The organism is Flavonifractor plautii ATCC 29863, from assembly GCF_000239295.1.
GTDB lineage: Bacteria > Bacillota > Clostridia > Oscillospirales > Oscillospiraceae > Flavonifractor > Flavonifractor plautii.
The window spans coordinates 1-19,481 of the sequence record NZ_JH417625.1 but is presented as its reverse complement, the minus strand read 5'-3'; the positions used below and the strand labels follow the sequence as shown (position 1 = coordinate 19,481).

Here is a 19,481-nt window from a genome sequence, read left to right as displayed (position 1 = left end):
CGGAAGCTACCGCTTCCGGCCCGGTTTTTTCTTTTAAGAGGGATTTTGACCCCACTCTATTGACAGTATAGTCCCATCGGTTATAATAAGCAGTACAAAAGCCGACACAAGGAGGTCATTCGATTGGCAAAAGCCCCCAAGGAAAAGACGAAGGTGATCGTTAAAACCTCCACCCGCATGTCCAAAAAGGGCCCTTTGACCCCCGACATGCTCCGCAAGCTGGACGCCTACTGGCGCGCCGCCAACTACCTGGCGGCCGGACAGCTCTACCTGCTGGACAACCCTCTGCTGCGGGAGCCGCTGCGCCCCGAGCACCTCAAGCGCACCTTGGTGGGCCACTGGGGCACGGTGCCGGGCCAAAACTTTATCTACACCCACCTGAACCGGGTAATCACACGCCATGAGCTGAACATGATCTATGTCTCCGGCCCCGGCCACGGCGGCAACGCGGTGGTGGCCCAGACCTATCTGGAGGGAACCTACAGCGAGTTTTACCCCAACGTGAGCCAGGACGAGGAGGGTATGCGCCGCCTGTTCCGCCAGTTCTCCTTCCCCGGCGGCATCGGCAGCCACTGCGCCCCCGAGACCCCCGGCTCCATCAACGAGGGGGGCGAGCTGGGCTACTCCCTGGCCCACGCCTTTGGCGCGGTGATGGACAACCCGACCCTGATCGCCGCCTGCGTGGTGGGTGACGGGGAGGCGGAGACCGGCCCGCTGGCCACTGCCTGGCACTCCAACAAGTTCCTCAACCCCGTCACCGACGGGGCGGTGCTCCCCATCCTCCACCTCAACGGCTACAAGATTTCCTCCCCCACCCTGTTCTCCCGCATCACATCAGAGGAGGTGGAGGACTTCTTCAAGGGCTGCGGCTGGACCCCCCGCTTTGTGGAGGGGGACGAGCCCGCCCAGATGCACCAGAAGATGGCCGCGGCCCTGGACTGGGCGGTGCGGGAGATTCAGCGCATTCAGCAGGGGGCCCGGGAGTTCGGCGAGACCGCCCGCCCCCGCTGGCCCATGCTCGTGTTCCGCTCTCCCAAGGGCTGGACCTGTCCGAAGGAGGTGGACGGCGCGCCCACCGAGGGCACCTTCCGCGCTCACCAGCTCCCGGTGGCGGTGGACGCCGCCCATCCGGAGCACCTGGAGGTATTGGAGCGCTGGCTGCGCAGCTACCGGCCGGAGGAGCTCTTTGATGCCGAGGGCGCGCCGGTGCCTGCCCTTCGGGCCGTGGCCCCCCAGGGGGAGCGCCGCATGGGCGCCAACCCCCACGCCAACGGCGGCATGCTTCTGCGGGATCTGCGCACCCCCTCCTTCACCCGCTACGCGGTGGAGGTGCCCGCCCCCGGCGAGGCGGTGGCGGAGGACATGGCGGAGCTGGGCAAGTATGTCCGGGACGTGCTCAAGCTCAACCAGAAGGCCCGCAACTTCCGCATCTTCGCCCCCGACGAGGCCCTGAGCAACAAGCTCACCGCCGCCTTTGAAGCCAGCGACCGCCGCTGGAACGCCGAGCTACGCTCCACCGACGAGGGGTTGTCCGCCGACGGGCGCATTATGGACAGCATGCTCTCCGAGCACATGTGCCAGGGCTGGCTGGAGGGATACCTGCTCACCGGGCGGCACGGCTTTCTCAACAGCTACGAGGCTTTCATCCGCATCGTGGACTCCATGGTGAGCCAGCACGCCAAATGGCTCAAGGTGGCCCGGCAGCTCCCCTGGCGGCAGGACATCGCCTCCATGAACTACGTGCTGTCCTCCAACGTGTGGCAGCAGGATCACAACGGCTTCACCCACCAGGACCCCGGCTTCCTGGACCATGTGGCCAACAAGAAGGCGGACGTGGTGCGGCTCTACCTGCCCCCTGACGCCAACTGCCTGCTCTCCGTCTTTGACCACTGTATCAAAAGCCGGAATTACGTCAATGTGATGGTGGCCTCCAAGCACCCCCGGCCCCAGTGGCTCACCATGGACGAGGCCATCAAGCACTGTACCCACGGCATCGGCATCTGGCAGTGGGCCTCCAATGACCAGGGGGCGGAGCCCGACGCGGTGCTGGCCTGCTGCGGCGACACCCCCACGCTGGAAACCCTGGCAGCGGTGACCATCCTGCGCCGCCACCTGCCCGAGGTGCGGCTGCGGGTGGTGAATGTGGTGGATCTGATGAAGCTCCAGCCCCACACCGCCCACCCCCACGGGCTCACCGACGAGGATTACGACGTGATCTTTACCCGGGACAAGCCCATCATCTTCGCCTTCCACGGCTACCCCTCCCTGGTGCACGAGCTGACCTACCGCCGGCACAACAAGAACATCCACGTGCTTGGCTACCGGGAGGAGGGCACCATCACCACCCCCTTCGACATGCGGGTGCTCAACCGCATTGACCGCTTCAATCTGGTCATCGACACGGTAAAGCGGCTGCCCCAATTGGGCAACCGGGGGGCCTTCCTCATTCAGCTCATGAAGGACAAGCTGGTGGAGCACAAGGAGTATATCACCGCCCACGGCCAGGACATGCCCGAAATCCGGGACTGGAAGTGGAACGGTGGAAACGGTATCTGACGCGCAAGGGGCCAGGCTTCTGTCCGGCCCCTTGCCTTTTTCCATCATTTTGGGTATGATAGATGGGAAAAAAGGAGTGAACGTATGGAATTTCGACTGGACAGCCACACCCATACCTTGGCCAGCGGGCACGCCTACTGCACCCTGCTGGAGATGGTGCGGGCGGCGGCCGACCGGGGGCTGGAGCTCATCTGCATCACCGACCACGCCCCCGGCATGGAGCTGACCACCCACGAGGACTACTTTCTCAACTTCCGGGTCATCGACCGGGAGCTCTACGGCGTACGGGTCATGATGGGCGCGGAGCTCAACGTGATGGACTTTGACGGCACGGTGGATCTCTCCCCCAAGCTGCTGAACAATCTGGACATGGCCATCGCCAGCCAGCATATCTGGTGCATGCCCCAGGGCGGCGGACCGGAGGAGAATACGGCAGCCATGGTCCGCGCCATGGACAACTGCCCCAAAATCTGTATCCTGGGACACCCGGACGACGGCCGCTACCCCCTGGACTATCCGGCGCTGGTGCGGGCCGCCGGGGAGCGCGGCGTGCTTCTGGAGGTCAACAACACCTCCCTCTCCCCCGCCTGTTCCCGGGAAAACTCCACCGCCAACGTGACGGAGATGCTGAAGCACTGCCGGCGGGAGGGCGTGCCCGTGGTGGTGGGCAGCGACGCCCACTTCGTCTCCGCCGTGGGCGGCCACCAGTATGCCCAGGCCCTGCTGGACGAGCTGGATTTTCCCGAGGAGCTGGTGCTCAACCGGGAGCCCGCCGCCTTCCTGGCCCATCTGGAGCGCCGGCTGAGCCGCGCATGAAAAAGAGGATTCCGCCCGGCGGAATCCTCTTTTTTGTCTTATTGGAACAGGGGCAGGCTGCCAGCGGGGCGGTTGATCCGCTTGCAAACAGGCGGCCTCTCGTCCGGCACCAGGGCGCACTTGAGCTCACTCCACTCCGCCCTTGCTCCCCTCCTTTCGCGGCTCCCACTCCGACAGTGCCAGTCCGGCCACCGTCAGCACCGCGCCCCCCAGCGAGAGGGGCGTCACCGGCTCACCCAGCACCAGCGCGGAGGTGACCAGAGTCACCACCGGCACCAGGTAGATGTAGGCGCTGGTTCTGACCGCCCCCAGCCGCCCCACGGCAAAGCCCCAGGTGACAAAGCACAGGGCGGAGGCCCCCAGCCCCAGATAGAGCAGGTTGAGCAGGTAAACCGGCTCCGTCAGAGTCCCGAGCCCGGGCCGGAAGCCCAGCACCGGCAGGACGGGCAGCAGGAACAGCAGGCCCCAGGCGAAGGTGCGGCGGGTGGTCTGCACCACCGGGTAGTCGAAGGCGGAGAGCTTACGGGTCAGCAGGGAGTAGGCTGACCAGGCGGCGGCCGCCAGCAGGGCCAGGAGATCGCCTCCGGGGTTCAGCTCCAGCACGGCGGCGCCGTTATACGACACCATCGCCACCCCGGCCAGGGCCACGGCCAGCCCCGCGAAAAAGAGGGGACGCAGCCGCTCCCGCCGCAGGAGGAAGTGGGAGAGCAGGGCGGTCAGCATCGGACTGACGGACACCAGCACCCCCACATTGGAGGCCAGCGTGCAGGTCAGGGCGATGTTCTCCAGCAGGAAATAGAGGGTGACGCCGCACAGGCCCGCCGCCGCGAACCACAGCTCCTGCCGCCGCCCGGCCAACCGGAGCCGCCGGGGGTACAGCAGGCAGAGGGCCACAAAGCCCAGGGCGAAGCGGAGGAACAGCACCTCCACGGGCCGCAGGCCGGTCAGGAGCACCTTCGTGGAGATAAAGGTGGTGCCCCAGAGGAAGATGGTCAGCAGGGCCGCGGCGTGCCCCGTCAGGCCCGCCCGGCTCACGGCTCCCCCCGTTCCGCCGCAAACACGGCCCGGTACTGGCTGGGGGTGAGTCCGGTCAGGATCTTGAAAAAGTGGTTGAAGTGGCTCTGATCGGCAAAGCCCGCCCGCAGGGCCGCGTCCAGCGGGGCGGCCCCCTGCTCCAGCAGGGCCCTGGCCCGGTTCACCCGCACCGTTTCCAGATAGCGGTAGGGGGTGATCCCCTTCTGGCGGGTGAAGCAGCGCAGAAGGTGGTACTTGCTCAGCCCCGCCAGGGTGGAGAGCTGCTCCAGCGTGATGCGCCGGTCACAGTGGGCCTCCAGATAGTCACACACCGCCCGCACCTCAGGCCGCACCTCCTCCGGCGGCCGGGGACAGCCGCCGCATCGCTCCAGCAGGCGGCCCACCAGCAGGAGAAAGGCCTCCTCCCGGCGGAGCTCCCCCTGCTCCCCCGCCGCCAGCTCCCATACCTCCCGGAACAGACTGGTCAGTTCGCTCCCGGGCAACACTGGGGGCGTGAAATGGGGGGCAAACCGGCGGCCGGTGACGGCTTCAGCGGCCCGCTCCATGACCTCCTGCGGCACGTGGAGCCCCCGCCAGTCCAGGCGCTCCTCCCCCACCGGACGGCAGGCATGGGGCTCGCCGGGCTGAAAGAATACCAGCTCACCGGGGGCAAGGCGGCGGGTCTCCCCCGCGATGGTCACCTCCCGGCTCCCCCGATCCATGGTTCCAATGACATAATAGGTGTGAAAATGCTCCGGAAACCCCTGGTCGATGCCCTGAAAGAGACATGCCTCCACTCCCAGCTCCGGATCGTAGTACACGCGCCGCAATTCCTGTTCCATAGGGTACTCCTCTGTCTGAGATAAAAGCAGTATAGCACGTCCCTCCGCCTGTTTCTTGCATGATATTGCGCATTTCCCGCACAGGGCGGCCTCGCCGCCCATATGCTGATCCAGGGGGTGGTGGGATGCAGGCGAGCTCCGGGCCGTCCGGCGAGGCGCTGCTGGCCATCGCCGCACTGGCCGCCATCCAGCTCACCGCGGGCAAGAGCGACGCCCAGGCAGCGGTGCTCGGCGCCTTCTTCACCATGCTGGGGGACGCCATCGGGTTGCTCCTGGCCCAGCGGGCGGCGCTGGAAAATCCATAGCGGGCGGCGCCTCTGCGCCGCCCGCCGCTTCTTGTAAGCTCAAGAGCCGCTCAGGAAGTCCTGCACCTCGTCCAGCCGCTCCATGCCCTCGTCATAGCCGTCCTTCCACAGCGCCCGAATCTTCTCCACGTCCTTTTCGGTGCGGTGAAAGCCCTCCGTGCTGTGTGGGGCGAACAGGAGGGCTCGCCCCTCCCTCTCAAGCTGAAACAGCCGCTCCCGGGAGGCGTTGTAGGTGTCCGCCCGGCGGCGCATGGTATCGCAGAACCTGGGGTACTTCCGGTAGGCCGCGTCGATGAGGGGCTGGAGCTTTTCCGGCCGCCGGACGTAGCTCCGCTCCCGGGTCAGCACCACGATCACCCGCTCGCACCCCTTCTCCAGCGCCCGCTCGTAGGGGATGGCGTCGGCCGCTCCGCCGTCCATACACGGCTTACCCTGGATATCGAAAACAGGGAAGAGGAACGGCAGGGCGCAGGTGGCCTGCAATAGCTTAAACCGGTCATCCCGGCGCTCCACCGGAAAATACTCCGCCTTTCCGGTGTCCAGGTTGGTGACCACCGCCTCCACCTCGCCGGGATAGGCGGCAAACGTGTCATAGTCGAAGGGAATCAGCTCGTTTGGTATGGTACCGAAGACGAAATCCAGGCCAAAATAGGCCCGGTTGTCCCGCCGGAGCAGGTTGCCGAAGCCCATATACCGCTTGTCGTTGATGTAGTTTACCATAATGTCCAGGTTGCGGCGGCTCTGCTTGGACACATAGCTGACGCCATAGGCAATCCCGGCTGAGACGCCGATAACATAATCCGGCAGCAGATCCCGCGTCAGCAGGGCGTCGCAGACGCCGGTGGAGAAAATGGTGCGCACCGCGCCGCCCTCCAGAACGATTCCAGTTTTCATGTCGGCTCACTTCCTTGCTACTCCCATTATACGGCAGCGGACGCCGGCCTGTAAAGGAATTCTTGACAACAAAATATTTCGCATTATAATAAATTAGGTATACAAAGGAGGCCACGCCATGCTCGTCAAGTTCATCGTCTGCGTCGTTGCCGGCCTGGGGGCCGGCATCGGAACCGGCCTGGCGGGCCTGTCCGCCGCCGCCGTCATCTCCCCCATGCTCATCACCTTCCTAGGCTTTCCCGCCTATCAAGCGGTGGCCATCTCTCTGGCCTCCGACGTGCTGGCTTCAGCGGCCTCGGCCTATACCTACGGCAAAAATAGGAATCTGGACATCCGCAACGGCCTGGTCATGCTGGCGGCGGTGCTGGTATTCACCCTGATCGGGAGCTGGGCCGCCTCCCTGGTGCCCAACGCCACCATGGGCGGCTTCTCCGTGTTCATGACCCTGCTGTTGGGCATCAAATTCATTGTGCGTCCCGTGATGACCACCAAGGAGAGCTCCGCCCATAAGAGCCGCGGGCGCCGCATCGCGGAGTCCCTGGCCTGCGGCAGCGTGGTGGGCTTCATCTGCGGCTTTATCGGCGCTGGCGGCGGTATGATGATGCTTCTGGTGCTCACCTCCGTGCTGGGCTATGAACTCAAGACCGCCGTGGGTACCAGTGTGTTCATCATGACCTTCACCGCTTTCACCGGCGCGGTCTCCCACGTGGCCATCGGCGGCGGGCTGGATGTATTTGCCCTGACGGTGTGTGTGGTGATCACGCTTCTGGGCGCCAGAATTGCCGCCGTCTTTGCTAACCGGGCTTCCGCCAAGGCCCTTAACCGGGTCACCGGCGTGGTGCTCACCATCCTGGGCGCAGTGATGGTGGTGGTCAACCTCCTCTCCTGAAGCAGTGGCACAGCCCCCTCCGGTCGGAGGGGGCTGCTTTTTGCCTGCGGCTCCGGACGCCCGCCCCAGCTTTATGGAAGATTTCCTTGACATAGATAGACAATCTATCTATACTATACATAGATAATCTATTTATGAGGTGAGGAATATGGCAAATGACCGCACCGCTCCGGGCGGCATGGGCATGCTGCTGCTGGCCCTGCTGGAGGGCCGGGACATGTACGGCTATGAGATGATCGAGGCCCTGCGGGCGCGCTCCAACGAGGTGTTCCACCTCAAGGCGGGTACCCTCTATCCCCTGCTCCACTCCCTGGAGGCCCAGGGCTGGGTAACCTCCAGCGACGGGGTTGCCAATGGCCGCACCCGGCGCTATTACGCCATCACCCGGGACGGCCGGGCCGCCCTGGCTGAACAGCAGGCGGGCTGGTACGCCTACGCCGACGCGGTGCGCGGCGTGCTGGAGGGAGGGAATCCCTGTGGCGCGTGAGTGCGTGAACGAATATCTGGAGACGGTGGGCGGCCAGATCCGCTGGCGGCGGGCCCGGCGGGTTCTCCTGCGGGAGCTGTCCGACCATATTGCCGATCAGGCCGCCGCCTTTGAGGCGGAGGGCCGGAGCCCGGAAGAGGCCCTGGCCGGCGCGGTGGCCGAGATGGGGGAGCCGGAGGCGGTGGGCCGGGAGCTGGACCGCCTTCACCGCCCCCGGAACCGCTGGGGGCTGGCGATCACTGTGGCGGCCCTCTTTGCCGCGGGCGTGCTGCTCCAGCTCTTCGCCGCCGGGCTCATGGGGGACGCCAAGGACGTCTTCTACTTCCGGCGGCAGGTTTTGGGCCTGCTGCTGGCCGCCGGGGTTTTGACCGGACTCTGGTTTTCCGACTACACCCTCCTTCTGCGGCGGAAATGGGCTCCGGCGGCGGCGCTGCTCCTTCTCTGTCTGGGTCCTATTCTCTGCACTCCACTTCTCCCCTTCTACTCCTATCCCGGTTATCAGCTTGCGCTCTATTCCACTCTGCTCCTCCCCGTCCCCTACGCCGCCCTTGTGGCCTCCCTGCGGGGCAAAGGGCCGCTTGCCGTCCTGCTCTGCGGGGCCGCCGTCCTGGCGCTCCCCCTCTTCGCCTGGCTGGCTCCCAGTTCCGCCTCCTGGCTGGTCAGCGAGGCCAGTATGCTGCTGGTACTCCTGGCGGCCGTGGGGCTGGGCTGGTTCCGGGGAAAGCGGCGGTGGAATCTGCTGGCTGCCCTGGGGCCCGCTCTGACTATCCTCCCCCTGCTCTTCCTGCGGCACCTGGAGTACGCTGCTTGGCGCATAGACGCTTTCCTGGGGCCCGACCTGTTTTACGAGCGACTGCGCATGGGGGAATTGCCCTCCCTTTTTGTAGGCTCCTCCTCGGAGCTCCTGCTGGCGGAGGCCGCCCAGGGCCTGGGCCGGTGGGTGTTCTGGGCCGCCGCCGGGCTGATCGTCCTCTTTGCCGCCCTGCTGCTCCGGCGCATCCGCGCCCTCCACAGCCGCACGGGCAAGCTCCTCGCCCTGTCGGCCTTCCTTCCCCTGTTCCTCCAGGCGGCCATCTACTGGCTCTATAACCTGGGCTGGTGGCCGCTGGGCGTGCTCTCCCTCCCCTTCCTGTCCTACGGCGTCTTCTTCCTGTTGGTGGACGCCGCCCTGGCCGGGGTGCTCCTGTCCGTCTTCCGCATGGACGCCCTGGTGCGGGACACCGCCTGGGCCTCCAGCGCCCCGGCCCCCCGGCCCTCCGCTCTGGACATCCCCCTGGGCCGGGGACAGCTCCACATCGAATACCGCAAAGGGGCGCAACACTTTTAAACATACAAAGGAGGCCTGCGGTAAAGCCGCAGGCCTCCTTTTTCTATTCCTCGTCCGCCCGGTAGGCCATGAGCACATACTCCCAGTGCTCCACGCCCCCCTCAGGCACGCTGTGGGTGCGGAGGTAGCCGTCAATCAGTCCCAGCAGCTCCGCCCGCTCCTCCGGTTTGAGATGGAGCGCGCCGAACAGGAACTGGAGATCCTCCTGCTGTTCCGGCTCGCCGCACTGGCTGGCGGCGTGCAGCACGCCCCGGAAGGTGCCGTCCACCAGTTGGGCGGCCAGCGCCTCCCGCTCCCCCTGAAAGCCGTCCTTCCGGCCCAGGCAGAGCCGGATCTCCACATCGGCCAGCCGGTAATAGGTCGCCTGCCGGCCGTCCGGCGCCGTACATACTCCCAGCTCCACCACGCCCAGCTCCTCCAGCTTGTTCAGGTGGCTCTGGGCCGCGCTGGGTGAGAGCAGCATTTTCTCCGCCACGGTGTTGGCCGTCATGGGCCGTCCCGCCCGCCGCAGCAGGTGAATGATATCCTGGCGTACCGGGTTGAGCAGCACGCGAAATTGTTTCCGTTCCTCCAGATCAATGGTTCTTGCCACCGTTGTCCGCCTCCTCTGTTCCGGCCATGCCGCCTATCTGGTCCGTTCCATGTGGCGCCTCTGCACCTCGTAGTCGAAATCGCCGCCGTACTGAATTTTTCCATCCCGGACCACATGGGGCAGCCACCACTTTCCATGCTCCTCCTCCGGCTCCACATAGCCGTGGCTGGCTAGGAACTTCCGCCGGGCCTCTACCGAGCGGTAGAGCACGGACAGATCCCCGTCCCAGTCCTGGAAGCACTCCGGCCCGCAGTCCGGCCGGGTGAAGGGGCACACCTTGGCGCAGCGGCCGCAGGTACAGCCGTGGGGGTTGGCCGCCCCGTGGGCCACACACCTGCGCTCGTCGGTCCGCCAGAGCATGTAGCCGCGGTACTCCTCCTGTTCCCCAGTGGAGATGGCGTGCATGGGGCACTGCTCGGCACAGATTTTGCATACGGAACAGTAGTTCTGTAGCCCGAAGTCGATGGGGCCGTCGGGCACCAGGGGCAGGTCGGTCAGCACGGCGGCCGCCTTGAAAGCCGCCCCCATAAAGGGGTTGACCACGATACCCAGCCGGGAGAACTCCCCCAGTCCCGCCAGGGCCACCAGCCGGGGCATGATGGTCACGTAGTTGTTGAAAGCGTCGCTGCGGGCCGGCCAGCCCAGGCGGCGGATGTAGTCGGCCAGGGTGTTGGACATGCAGGCCAGCCGCTGATAGGCCTGATAGGCCACGGTATCATCCAGCCACTCGTCCCCGTGGGAGGCCGCAATGGTGGGCAGCTGGGTGCGTACCAGAAACACCACCGCGTATCGGTAAACCCGCTCCACCGGCGTGCCGTCCACCTTGGTGGCGTAATACACATCCCGGGGCACCTCGCACACTCCCACCATCTCCGCCCCAGTGAAATAGGCCATCTTTTTAATGTGCCGTGTCACGATACGCGTATCCTCCGGCAGGGGCGCTTTCTCCGGCGCGACCTCGTTTTCCGGGTAGTCGTTAAGGTACTTCTGAAAGTGGTAATAGGACGCCCCAATGGGCACGCGAACCGTAAAATCCTCCATCCTCTTCTTAAGTACATCCCCGAAGCCCCCCAGGCGGCACTTGGCGAATGCCATCTCCTTCTCATCCACCCGGGGTGAATCCTCCACGATATCCACGGTCAGGCGCTCCACCCGCTTGAGCTTTTCCAGTGGATAGGGCCCCAACTGTTCGTCATTCAGCAACACCCCGCGCCGCGACAGATCCAACGTCTCCATTGCTCGACACCTCTTGCTTCTCTTATGTCAGGTTTCCTCCCACTCGTTGACCACCAGCATATCCCCCTGCTGAAGAACTGTCCCGCCCTTGGGCACTACAGTGGTGCCGTCGGCACGGCGTACCAGGACGATGAGTACCTCCGCCGGGATACCCAGCTCCTTGATCGGCCTCCCAATCCAGTCCCCGTGCTCCGCCACAGGCACCTCCCGCAGGCTGACCCCGTCATCGTCTTCATAGAGCGGCGTGCTGAGCACCATAAGATCCCCTGCCTGGATTGCGGTATCTCCGTTTGGAATCACATTCTCGCTGCCCCGCCGGAGCATCACCACCAGCGCGTCGGCGGGCAGCTCACACTCCCCGATGGTCCGCCCCACCCATGGGTGGCCCGCGCCGATAGGGAAGCGGGTCAGGTGGAGCTGCCGCTGGTCCTGGTAGTCGTTGAAGGTACGGCTGACGCTCTCAGCACTGTCCACCATGTCCAGCTTCCGCGCCGCCAGAGGCAGTAGTGAACCCTGCACCGCCACCGAGAGCAGGGCAATGCAGAACACGATGTGAAAGAGGTCGTAGCCGATGGCGGCCCCGCTGGCCACTGCCATGATGGCAAACACGATAGATGCCGCGCCCCGCAGCCCCGCCCAGGACACCAGCAGACACTGCCGTACCCCGCAGCGGAAGGGGGCCAGCAGCAGGAAGACCGCAGCGGGCCGGGCCACAAAGGTGAGAAACACCATAATGGCCAAAGCCGGGAGAAAAACCGCCGGGAGCTGCCGTGGGAAGGAGAGCAGCCCAAGCAGGAAAAAGATCAAAATCTGCGCCAGGCCCGTAAGTCCGTCGAAAAAGTGGACCAGGGCCGCCTTATGGGGAATTTTGGCGTTTCCGATCAGGATGCCCGCCAGATAGGCCCCCAGGTAGCCGTTCCCCCCCACCACGGCGGGCAGGGCAAAGGAGAGCAGGGCCGCAGCCACCACGAAAATAGTATCCAGCCCGTCGGAGAGCGTGAGCCTGCGGAGCACCAGAATGGACAGCCCTGCCACCGCCGCCCCAAGGCCCAGTCCAAAGACGACCTGCGCAAAAATCATCCACGGGATTGCCCCGCCGCCGCCCACCCCCATCAGGGAGAGGGCGATCACCGTCAGCATATAGGAGGCCGGGTCGTTGCTGCCGCTCTCCACCTCCAGCAGGGAGGCGGTGTGGTTCCTCAGGCCCAGCTTCTTGGAGCGGAGGATGGAAAACACCGACGCGGCGTCCGTGGAACTGATAACCGCCCCGGTCAGAAAGCTCTCCAGAGCAGAAAAACCCAGTGCCAAGTGGCAGAACAGCGCTGTGAGCAGCGCGGTGACCGCCACGCCCAGGGTGGACAGCACCACCGCCCGGGCCGCCGCCGGCCGGGCCGCCTCCCAGCGGGTACCGAAACCACCGTAGAACATGATGAAAATCAGCGCTACGGAGCAGATACGCTCCGCCGCCTCAAAGTTATCAAACGGGATGCGGAACAGCCCATCCGAGCCGAATAACATTCCCAACGCCAGAAACAGCAGCAGGGCGGGCACACCCAGGCGCTGAGACAGGCGGCTGGCGACGATGCAGATGACAATGACCACCGCACAAAGTAACAGAATTGATTCCATGAAAGCCCCCTCTCACAAATAAAACAGGCGGCCCCAGTCCGAATGACCGGGGCCGCTTCGTTCTGTTGAATTGATTATAGCACAAAACAGGCCGTGTTGAAAAGAAAATCCTGCTATTTCCCCCTGTGTCCGCCATATCTGGGGTCCAGCGCGTCCCGCAGACCGTCGCCAATGCCCTGAAGGCACAGCACGGTCAGGATGATGCACAGCCCCGGCGGCACCCACACCCACGGCCGCCCGGTGAGGACAGGCAGGCTGGCGGCGTACTGGATCAGGTTGCCCCAGGACGCCTGGGGCGTGCGGATACCCACCCCCAGAAAGCTCAGGCTGGATTCGGAGAGGATGGCCCGCCCCGCCCGCAGGGGGAGGGCGCACCACACCGGCGCGATCACGTTGGGCAGCACATTGCTCCGCAGAATCCGCCCTGTCCGCCCCCCCAGGGCGCGGGCCGCCAGGACGTACTCCTTCTCCCGGACCGAGAGGGTATTGCCGTACACCAGCCGGGCGATGCCCGTCCAACCCAGCAGGCCCAGCACCAGCACCAGATTGAGGGCGGACGGCCCCACCAGGGACACCAGGCAGAGCACCAGCACAATGCTGGGGAAGCTCTGAAACACGTCGGCCAGCCGCATGAGGCAGAACTCCCAGGCCCCCCGGCGGTAGCCTGCCAGCAGGCCCAGGGGAATCCCCACCAGGGCGCTGAGGGCGGCGGAGCACAGGCCGATGAGCAGGGACACCCGCCCCCCGCAGAGCAGGCGGGCCAGGAGATCCCGGCCCACGTCGTCGGTGCCCAGGGGATGGGCGGCGGAGGGGGGCGCCCAGAAGCCCGCCCCCAGATCGCTGGCGTTGGGCTCCAGCCCCAGCAGCGGGGGCAGGAGCAGCACCGCCAGCAGCTCGGCGCACAGAATCAGCAAGCAGGCCACGGCCCGCTGGTCGCTCCGGAACCGCTCCCAGGGGCTCCGGGACAGCATACAGCGCTCCACCGGCCTACCCCCTCCCATAGCGCACCCGGGGATCGGCCAGCCCGTAGGCCAGATCCAGGAGCAGGTTGGTCAGGAGCACCGCCAGGGCGATGACCACCGTCACCCCCATGACCACCGGATAGTCCCGGTTCTCAATGCCCCAGAAGAGGAGGCTGCCCATGCCCGGCCAGCCGAACACCTGCTCCACCACCACCGAGCCGCCTATGATGTGGGGGATGTGCCCCAGCACGGTGGTGAGCACCGGGGTCAGCGCCCCCCGGAAGGCGTGGCGCACCATGACGGCCCGCTCCCCCAGGCCCTTGGCCCGGGCGGTGAGGATGTAGTCCTCCCCCAGGGACTCCAGGCAGGCGGAGCGGGTCTGCTTGACCAGCTCCCCCAGGCCGCTGACGCACACCACCCCGGCCGGGAGGGCCAGGTGGCGCAGGACGTCCCCCACGCCAGTGAACACGCCGTACTCATACATGCCCTGGGAGGGCAGCCAGCCCAAGAGCACCGAGAAGAGGAGCACCCCCACCAGGCACAGGAAAAAGCCGGGCACGCCGAAGCTCACCAGGCTCAGGGCGGAGGCCGCCCGATCCCAGCCCGAGCGGGGCCGCCAGGCCGCCAGAATACCCAGAGGGAGGGCCAGCAGAATGGCCAGCAGCACTCCGGTGCCGGTCAGCAGCAGGGACGGCCCCACCCGCTGGGCCAGCATGCCGGCCACCGGCCGGCCGCTCAGGTAGGACTGCCCCAGCTCCCCCCGGAGCAGCCCCCCCAGCCACGCCAGATAGCGCACGGGCAGGGGCTTGTCCAGCCCCAGCGCCTCCTCCAGCGCGGCCTGCTGGGCGCCGCCGGAGGCCCCCTCTCCCAGGTCGGTAACATCGGCGGGCGAGAGGCTTAAAAGTACAAAAACCAGAAAGGTAATCCCGAAAAACACGGGGATCGCCGTCAGCAGACGGCGGCGGAAATAGCGTCCCATCTTCTTCCTCCTGCACTTCCGGCCGCCCGTGGGCGGCACGGGCCGGATGGTACGGCCCTACGGAGGTTTTCTCATTTGTTCGGTTCCGTCAGCCCCGGTACACCCAGTCCCACACGTTCTCGTTGGAGAAGGCGGAGGAGGGGTAGTCGATGCCGTCCACCGTGGGGGACTGGACGTGGAGCGTCCGCCCAAACCACAGGGGGATGAAGGGCCGCTCCGCGGCCAGCAGGGCCTGGAGCTCCTCCACCCGCACCTGCCGCTCGTCGTGCTCTGCCGCCCCCTTGACGGCGGCGATGGCCTGGGTGTAGGGCGTCAGCTCCGCCACGTGGAACAGGTTGTTGTCGGCGGTAAAGCGGCTCTCGGTAAACCACAGGGGCAGGGCGCCGGGGGTGTGGCTGGCGATGGCCATATCGTACCTGCCGTCCGCCATGCTGGCGAACAGGGTGGCCGAGTCCGCCGTCTCGATGGTGACGGTGATGCCCGCCTCCGCCAGCTCCTGCTGCATCAGGGCGGCCAGGCCGGAGCGGTTGGCGGTGCAGGCCAGGGTGTAGGTGCGCCCGTCGTATCCTCCCTCGGCCAGCAGGGCCTTCGCCCCGTCCACATCCCTGGCCCAGGTCAGGCCGCTGTCATACCCCGTCCCCGGGGTCAGATCGGAGGCCGCCGGCTCCCCCAGGCCCTGGGCGGTATGGAGGCACAGGGCCTCCTTGTCCAGAGCCAGGTCGATGGCCCGGCGCACCGCGGCGCTGGGGATGGTCTCGTTGTTGAGCATCAGCTCGTAGAAGGAGTTGGGCACCGTGCCCTCCAGCACCTCCAGCCCGGCGGCCCGGGCCACCTCGGCGTCCTCCACGGACACGTTGCCTCCAAAGGCGTAGTAGTCCAGATCCCCGGCGATCAGGGAGGTGAGCAGGTTGGACTTGTCAATGACCGTGATCACCAGCCGATCAAAGCCAGGGCGGCCCAGTTGGTAGTCCGGGTTGGCCTCCAGCACTAGCTGGCTCCCCGGCGTCTCGGAGACGAATTTGCAGGGGCCGGAGCCAACAGGCTCGTCCCACAGCGCCAGCTCCATCACGTCCTCCGGCGCTGTCCCCTCCAGCAGATGGGTGGGCAGAACGTAGTACTCCCGGTTCTTGTCCAGCAGGAAGTCCTCCGGCGTGGTGGGGGTCTTGAAGGTGAGCTTCAGGGTGTACTTGTCCACCGCCTCCGCTCCCAGGGCCTCCCCCGGCACCGCCGCGCCGGTGTCGTCGGTGCCGGAGAGCACCGCAAAGGCCGACCGCCCCAGGGTGGGGCAGGCCGGGTCGGTCAGGAGGGCAATGGTATCCGCCCAGTGCTTCGCCGTCACCAGAGTGCCGTCGTGGAAGGCGGCATGCTCGTCCAGGTGAAACAGGGCGGCCGTCCCGCCGTCGGCGCTCTCCCAGGAGGACGCCGCGCGGGGCTCCAGGGTGCCGTCGGCATGGACATAGGCCAGGCGGTCGTAAATCTTGTCGTAAATGATGCGGGAGTAGTTGCTCCCCGAGGGGCTGTTGTAGGGCATCAGAGCGTCCCAGGCATTGGATAGGCCGTAGCGGACGGTATCCGCCGCTTTGCCCTCCGGCCCGCAGGCCGCCAGGGACAGGGCCAGCGCCGCGGCCAGGAGCAGAGCAGTGAGCCTTTTCATTCCGTCCCCCCTCATTCTACCGTCACCGACTTGGCCAGGTTGCGGGGCTTGTCGATGTCGCAGCCTCGCTGGAGGGCCACGTAGTAGGCAAAGAGCTGCATGGGCACCACGTCCAGGGAGGGGAGAAGCAGGGGGTGGGTGTCGGGGACGGGGATCACGTGGTCCACCGTCTTGGCCATGTCCGCCGCCCGGGCGTCCACGGTGAGGCCCAGCACGTCGGCCCCCCGGCTCTTCACCTCCACCACGTTGCTCATGGTCTTGTCAAAGAGCTTGACATAGCTGGCCAGGGCCACCACCAGGGTGCCCGGCTCGATGAGGGAGATGGTGCCGTGCTTGAGCTCGCCGGCCGCGTAGGCCTCCGAGTGGATGTAAGAGATCTCCTTGAGCTTGAGGGAGCCCTCCATGCCGATGGCGTAGTCGATGTTGCGGCCGATGAAGAAGATAGAGGGGTGGTTGAAGTAGAGGGAGGCGAAATACTGGATGTCCGCCCGGTTGTCCAGAATCTGCTCCAGCTTGGTGGGGATCAGCAGCAGCTCGGACACAATGCGGTCGTACTCCGCCTCGTCCAGGGTGCCCAGGGCCTCGGCGCAGTACAGGCCGATGAGGTACACCACCGCAAGCTGGGTGGAGAAGGCCTTGGTGGTGGCCACGGCGATCTCCGGCCCGGCCCAGGTATAGAGCACGTCGTCGCTCTCCCGGGCGATCGTGGAGCCCACCACGTTGACGATAGAGAGCACCCGGGCTCCCAGGCGCTTGGCCTCCCGCAGGGCGGCCAGGGTGTCCACCGTCTCGCCGGACTGGCTGATGACCAGCACCAGGGTTTTGTCGGTAACGATGGGGTCGCAGTAGCGGAACTCGGAGGCCAGCGTCACCTCCACCGGCTTGCGCAGCAGCCGCTCCAGGGTATACTTGGCGGCCATGCCCACGTGGTAGGAGGAGCCGCAGGCGATCACATAGAGCTTGTCCAGCTCCCGCAGGTAGTCCGGCTCCAGGTTCAGCTCATCCAGCACCACCCGCCCCTCCTGGATGCGTGGAAACACGGTCTTGCGGAATGCCTCGGGCTGCTCCATGATCTCCTTGGCCATGAAGTGCTCGTACCCGCCCTTTTCGGCGGCGGAGATCTCCCAGTCCACGTGGCAGCGCTCCTTCTCCACGGGCCGGAGATAGGCGTCATAGACCCACAGGTGGTCGGCGGTGAGCTCGGCAATCTCCCCGTCGTCCAGGTAGCACACCTCCCGGGTGTACTTGATGAGGGCGGTCACGTCGGAGGCCAGATAGTGGGCCCCCTCCCCATAGCCCAGAATGAGAGGGCTGTCCTTCCGGGCGGCGATGAGCCGGTCGGGGCAGTCGGCGCAGACAATGCCCAGGGCGTAGGCCCCCTGGATGCGGTTCAGTGTCTTCACCACCGCGTCCAGGATATCCCCGTCATAGTAGTGTTCCAGCAGTTGGGCCACCACCTCGGTATCCGTCTGGGAGACGAAGGTGACCCCCTCCGACTGGAGAAACTCCCGCAGCTCCATGTAATTCTCGATGATGCCGTTGTGCACCACCGCAAACCGGCCGCTCTCGCTGACCTGGGGGTGGGAGTTGACGTCTGAGGGCTCCCCGTGGGTGGCCCAGCGTGTGTGTCCCAGCCCCAGTGTCCCGTGGACCGTCCTGCCCCCCTGTACCAGATCTTGGAGTACCTGGAGACGGCCCTTGGCCTTGACCACCTGCAGGCCCTCCCGCCTGCCGTAAACCGCGATGCCCGCGGAGTCATAGCCCCGATACTCCAACCGGGAGAGGCCGTCCAGCAGAATGGGGGCGGCCTCCTCCCGTCCGACAAATCCGACAATACCGCACATGGGATTTCCCTCCTGTTTCTATACTCTAAAGTAGTAGTATACCACGTCCCCCCCTCTCCTGGCAACCTCAATTCCCCTTGCCCAGGCGGCTGAGGGGAGGTGTCTCCACCAGAATGGTGTCCGCGCCGAAGCGGCGCACCGCCTCCCAGGGAAAGACCCGGTCCTCCTCCCGGCCCAGCAGGCCAAACAGCCGCAGGCGCCCCGGCACCACCAGCGCCCGGACCTGCCCGCTCTCCAGATCCACCTCCACATCCCCCACCCAGCCGTAGCGGCTGCCGTCGGACACATTGATAATCTCCTTATACCGCAGCTCCGAAACCCGGCACTCCATCGCACACTCCCCCTTCGGCACACTCTATGTGCCGCCCGGCCCGTCCTATGCCCGCTTACCTGCCGGTAACTTTCTTGCACTGCCGGAACAATGCGTCTATAATAGAGTAAACGACCATGCCGGGAGGAGAATTCCATGCTGGAGAATCTGGCCTACTGCCTCAACGCCACCGCCCCCATCTTTCTGCTGATGCTGCTGGGTCTGGTGTTCCGCAGGCTAGGCTTTTTCAGCCAGGCCTTTGCGGACAAGCTCAACGATTTCGTCTTCAAGGTGGGGCTGCCGGTCATGCTCTTCAAGGATCTGGTGGAATCCGACTTCTTCACCGTGTGGGACGGCCCCTTTGTGCTCTTCTGCTTTCTGGCCACCCTGGGCTCCATCCTTCTGACCGCAGCCCTCAGCTTGTTCTGCCGGGAGCGCCCCCTGCGGGGGGAATTCATCCAGGTGGGCTACCGCAGCAGCATCGCTCTGCTTGGGGCCGCCTTTCTGGAGAATCTCTACGGCACCGCTGGGGCGGCCAGCCTGGTGATCATCGGCGCGGTCCCCCTCTACAACGTGGCAGCGGTGACGGTGCTCTCCCTCACCAGTCCCCAGCAGAGCGGCCTCAACCAAGCCGCGTTAAAGAAAGCCCTCAAGGGTATTGTCACGAACCCCATCATCCTGGGTATCGCCGCCGGTCTGGTGTGGACGCTGCTGGACATCCCCCAGCCTCAGATTCTGCAAAAAACGGTGTCCAGCCTCTCCGCTACCGCCACCCCCCTGGGCCTCATGGCCCTGGGCGCCTCCTTCGATCTGAAGAAGGCCCTGGGCCGCTGGAAGCCCGCCTTCGCCGCCACCGCCGTGAAGCTGGTGCTTCTGGCCGCCCTCTTTCTCCCCATCGCCGTGGCCATGGGAGTACGGGACGACAAGCTGGTGGCCGCCCTGGCCATGCTGGCCAGCCCCACCACCGTCAGCAGCTTCGTCATGGCCCGCAGCATGGGGCATGAGGGCACCCTCACCGCCAGTACGGTGATGCTCACCACCTTTTTCAGCATCCTTACCCTCACCCTCTGGCTCTATCTGCTCCGCACGCTGGGGCTGATCTGACACAAACGGCTTGGGAGCCGGGCTGAATGCCCGGCTCCCAA

At 65.7% G+C, this 19,481-nt stretch carries 18 protein-coding genes; 7 read left to right on the top strand and 11 right to left on the bottom strand.

Annotated elements, in window-relative coordinates; genetic code table 11:
- Positions 1 to 177: 177 nt before the first annotated feature.
- Positions 178 to 2,556 carry a phosphoketolase family protein gene (locus HMPREF0372_RS00410; protein WP_039996365.1) on the top strand — a complete coding sequence of 793 codons (2,379 nt, stop codon included), beginning with the start codon at positions 178 to 180 and terminating at the stop codon, positions 2,554 to 2,556.
- An 84-nt stretch (positions 2,557 to 2,640) separates the two neighbouring features.
- A complete protein-coding gene (locus HMPREF0372_RS00405) occupies positions 2,641 to 3,372 on the top strand; it encodes a phosphatase (RefSeq protein WP_007487955.1) in 732 nt (243 codons plus the stop codon).
- A gap of 126 nt (positions 3,373 to 3,498) precedes the next feature.
- Here HMPREF0372_RS00405 and HMPREF0372_RS00400 read toward each other — a convergent pair whose 3' ends face one another.
- Entirely contained in the window at positions 3,499 to 4,407 is a 909-nt protein-coding gene (locus HMPREF0372_RS00400) for a DMT family transporter (RefSeq protein WP_007487950.1), read from the bottom strand.
- A complete protein-coding gene (locus HMPREF0372_RS00395) occupies positions 4,404 to 5,228 on the bottom strand; it encodes an AraC family transcriptional regulator (protein ID WP_039996363.1) in 825 nt (274 codons plus the stop codon). The genes HMPREF0372_RS00400 and HMPREF0372_RS00395 overlap by 4 nt, the downstream gene beginning before the upstream one ends.
- Positions 5,229 to 5,353: 125 nt before the next feature.
- On the opposite strand from HMPREF0372_RS00395, the gene HMPREF0372_RS00390 reads away from it, so the two are divergent.
- Positions 5,354 to 5,533, top strand: coding sequence for a DUF6774 domain-containing protein (locus HMPREF0372_RS00390; protein WP_007487947.1), 180 nt, complete (start codon positions 5,354 to 5,356; stop codon positions 5,531 to 5,533).
- 39 nt (positions 5,534 to 5,572) lie between these two features.
- Here the strand turns inward: HMPREF0372_RS00390 and HMPREF0372_RS00385 are convergent, their stop codons facing one another.
- The gene (locus tag HMPREF0372_RS00385) at positions 5,573 to 6,427 is read right to left on the bottom strand and encodes a patatin-like phospholipase family protein (protein ID WP_007487946.1); all 855 of its coding nucleotides are present in this window, start codon (positions 6,425 to 6,427) and stop codon (positions 5,573 to 5,575) included.
- Between the two features lie 118 nt (positions 6,428 to 6,545).
- Between HMPREF0372_RS00385 and HMPREF0372_RS00380 the strand changes: the two genes are divergently transcribed.
- The 3 genes from HMPREF0372_RS00380 (at position 6,546) to HMPREF0372_RS00370 (ending at position 9,130) form a co-directional block, all read left to right on the top strand.
- Positions 6,546 to 7,316, top strand: coding sequence for a sulfite exporter TauE/SafE family protein (locus tag HMPREF0372_RS00380; RefSeq protein WP_007487944.1), 771 nt, complete (start codon positions 6,546 to 6,548; stop codon positions 7,314 to 7,316).
- Positions 7,317 to 7,464: 148 nt separating this feature from the next.
- Entirely contained in the window at positions 7,465 to 7,803 is a 339-nt protein-coding gene (locus HMPREF0372_RS00375) for a PadR family transcriptional regulator (RefSeq protein WP_007487941.1), read from the top strand.
- Complete coding sequence (locus tag HMPREF0372_RS00370; protein WP_007487940.1) at positions 7,793 to 9,130, top strand: permease prefix domain 1-containing protein; 1,338 nt, start codon at positions 7,793 to 7,795, stop codon at positions 9,128 to 9,130. The genes HMPREF0372_RS00375 and HMPREF0372_RS00370 overlap by 11 nt, the downstream gene beginning before the upstream one ends.
- A 43-nt stretch (positions 9,131 to 9,173) precedes the next feature.
- Here HMPREF0372_RS00370 and HMPREF0372_RS00365 read toward each other — a convergent pair whose 3' ends face one another.
- The 8 genes from HMPREF0372_RS00365 to HMPREF0372_RS00330 form a co-directional block, all read right to left on the bottom strand.
- Positions 9,174 to 9,722: an ArsR/SmtB family transcription factor gene (locus tag HMPREF0372_RS00365; protein WP_007487939.1), complete on the bottom strand. Its 549-nt coding sequence runs from the start codon at positions 9,720 to 9,722 to the stop codon at positions 9,174 to 9,176.
- 33 nt (positions 9,723 to 9,755) lie between these two features.
- Positions 9,756 to 10,958, bottom strand: coding sequence for a 4Fe-4S dicluster domain-containing protein (locus HMPREF0372_RS00360; protein WP_007487938.1), 1,203 nt, complete (start codon positions 10,956 to 10,958; stop codon positions 9,756 to 9,758).
- 27 nt (positions 10,959 to 10,985) lie between these two features.
- The gene (locus HMPREF0372_RS00355; protein ID WP_007487937.1) at positions 10,986 to 12,587 is read right to left on the bottom strand and encodes a potassium/proton antiporter; all 1,602 of its coding nucleotides are present in this window, start codon (positions 12,585 to 12,587) and stop codon (positions 10,986 to 10,988) included.
- Positions 12,588 to 12,700: 113 nt separating this feature from the next.
- Positions 12,701 to 13,570, bottom strand: a complete 870-nt coding sequence (locus HMPREF0372_RS00350) for an ABC transporter permease (RefSeq protein WP_230979243.1) — start codon at positions 13,568 to 13,570, stop codon at positions 12,701 to 12,703.
- A gap of 4 nt (positions 13,571 to 13,574) precedes the next feature.
- Positions 13,575 to 14,528 (bottom strand): ABC transporter permease, encoded by a 954-nt coding sequence (locus tag HMPREF0372_RS00345; RefSeq protein WP_007487934.1) that lies wholly within the window; start codon positions 14,526 to 14,528, stop codon positions 13,575 to 13,577.
- An 88-nt stretch (positions 14,529 to 14,616) separates the two neighbouring features.
- Entirely contained in the window at positions 14,617 to 16,182 is a 1,566-nt protein-coding gene (locus HMPREF0372_RS00340; protein ID WP_155116935.1) for an ABC transporter substrate-binding protein, read from the bottom strand.
- Between the two features lie 11 nt (positions 16,183 to 16,193).
- Positions 16,194 to 18,026: a glutamine--fructose-6-phosphate transaminase (isomerizing) gene (glmS, locus tag HMPREF0372_RS00335; RefSeq protein WP_007487932.1), complete on the bottom strand. Its 1,833-nt coding sequence runs from the start codon at positions 18,024 to 18,026 to the stop codon at positions 16,194 to 16,196.
- Between the two features lie 67 nt (positions 18,027 to 18,093).
- Positions 18,094 to 18,357: a YlmC/YmxH family sporulation protein gene (locus tag HMPREF0372_RS00330; RefSeq protein ID WP_007487931.1), complete on the bottom strand. Its 264-nt coding sequence runs from the start codon at positions 18,355 to 18,357 to the stop codon at positions 18,094 to 18,096.
- 135 nt (positions 18,358 to 18,492) lie between these two features.
- On the opposite strand from HMPREF0372_RS00330, the gene HMPREF0372_RS00325 reads away from it, so the two are divergent.
- Positions 18,493 to 19,440, top strand: a complete 948-nt coding sequence (locus HMPREF0372_RS00325) for an AEC family transporter (protein WP_007487928.1) — start codon at positions 18,493 to 18,495, stop codon at positions 19,438 to 19,440.
- Positions 19,441 to 19,481: the final 41 nt, after the last annotated feature.

Excerpts from the sequence above, each read along its gene's own strand:
- HMPREF0372_RS00395 (WP_039996363.1), bottom strand. The coding sequence starts at position 5,228 with ATGGAACAGGAATTGCGGCGCGTGTACTACGATCCGGAGCTGGGAGTG.
- HMPREF0372_RS00375 (WP_007487941.1), top strand. The coding sequence starts at position 7,465 with ATGGCAAATGACCGCACCGCTCCGGGCGGCATGGGCATGCTGCTGCTG.
- HMPREF0372_RS00380 (WP_007487944.1), top strand. The coding sequence starts at position 6,546 with ATGCTCGTCAAGTTCATCGTCTGCGTCGTTGCCGGCCTGGGGGCCGGC.
- HMPREF0372_RS00390 (WP_007487947.1), top strand. The coding sequence starts at position 5,354 with ATGCAGGCGAGCTCCGGGCCGTCCGGCGAGGCGCTGCTGGCCATCGCC.
- HMPREF0372_RS00355 (WP_007487937.1), bottom strand. The coding sequence starts at position 12,587 with ATGGAATCAATTCTGTTACTTTGTGCGGTGGTCATTGTCATCTGCATC.
- HMPREF0372_RS00385 (WP_007487946.1), bottom strand. The coding sequence starts at position 6,427 with ATGAAAACTGGAATCGTTCTGGAGGGCGGCGCGGTGCGCACCATTTTC.
- HMPREF0372_RS00340 (WP_155116935.1), bottom strand. The coding sequence starts at position 16,182 with ATGAAAAGGCTCACTGCTCTGCTCCTGGCCGCGGCGCTGGCCCTGTCC.
- HMPREF0372_RS00405 (WP_007487955.1), top strand. The coding sequence starts at position 2,641 with ATGGAATTTCGACTGGACAGCCACACCCATACCTTGGCCAGCGGGCAC.
- HMPREF0372_RS00360 (WP_007487938.1), bottom strand. The coding sequence starts at position 10,958 with ATGGAGACGTTGGATCTGTCGCGGCGCGGGGTGTTGCTGAATGACGAA.
- HMPREF0372_RS00410 (WP_039996365.1), top strand. The coding sequence starts at position 178 with ATGTCCAAAAAGGGCCCTTTGACCCCCGACATGCTCCGCAAGCTGGAC.
- glmS (WP_007487932.1), bottom strand. The coding sequence starts at position 18,026 with ATGTGCGGTATTGTCGGATTTGTCGGACGGGAGGAGGCCGCCCCCATT.
- HMPREF0372_RS00330 (WP_007487931.1), bottom strand. The coding sequence starts at position 18,357 with ATGGAGTGCCGGGTTTCGGAGCTGCGGTATAAGGAGATTATCAATGTG.
- HMPREF0372_RS00325 (WP_007487928.1), top strand. The coding sequence starts at position 18,493 with ATGCTGGAGAATCTGGCCTACTGCCTCAACGCCACCGCCCCCATCTTT.
- HMPREF0372_RS00345 (WP_007487934.1), bottom strand. The coding sequence starts at position 14,528 with ATGGGACGCTATTTCCGCCGCCGTCTGCTGACGGCGATCCCCGTGTTT.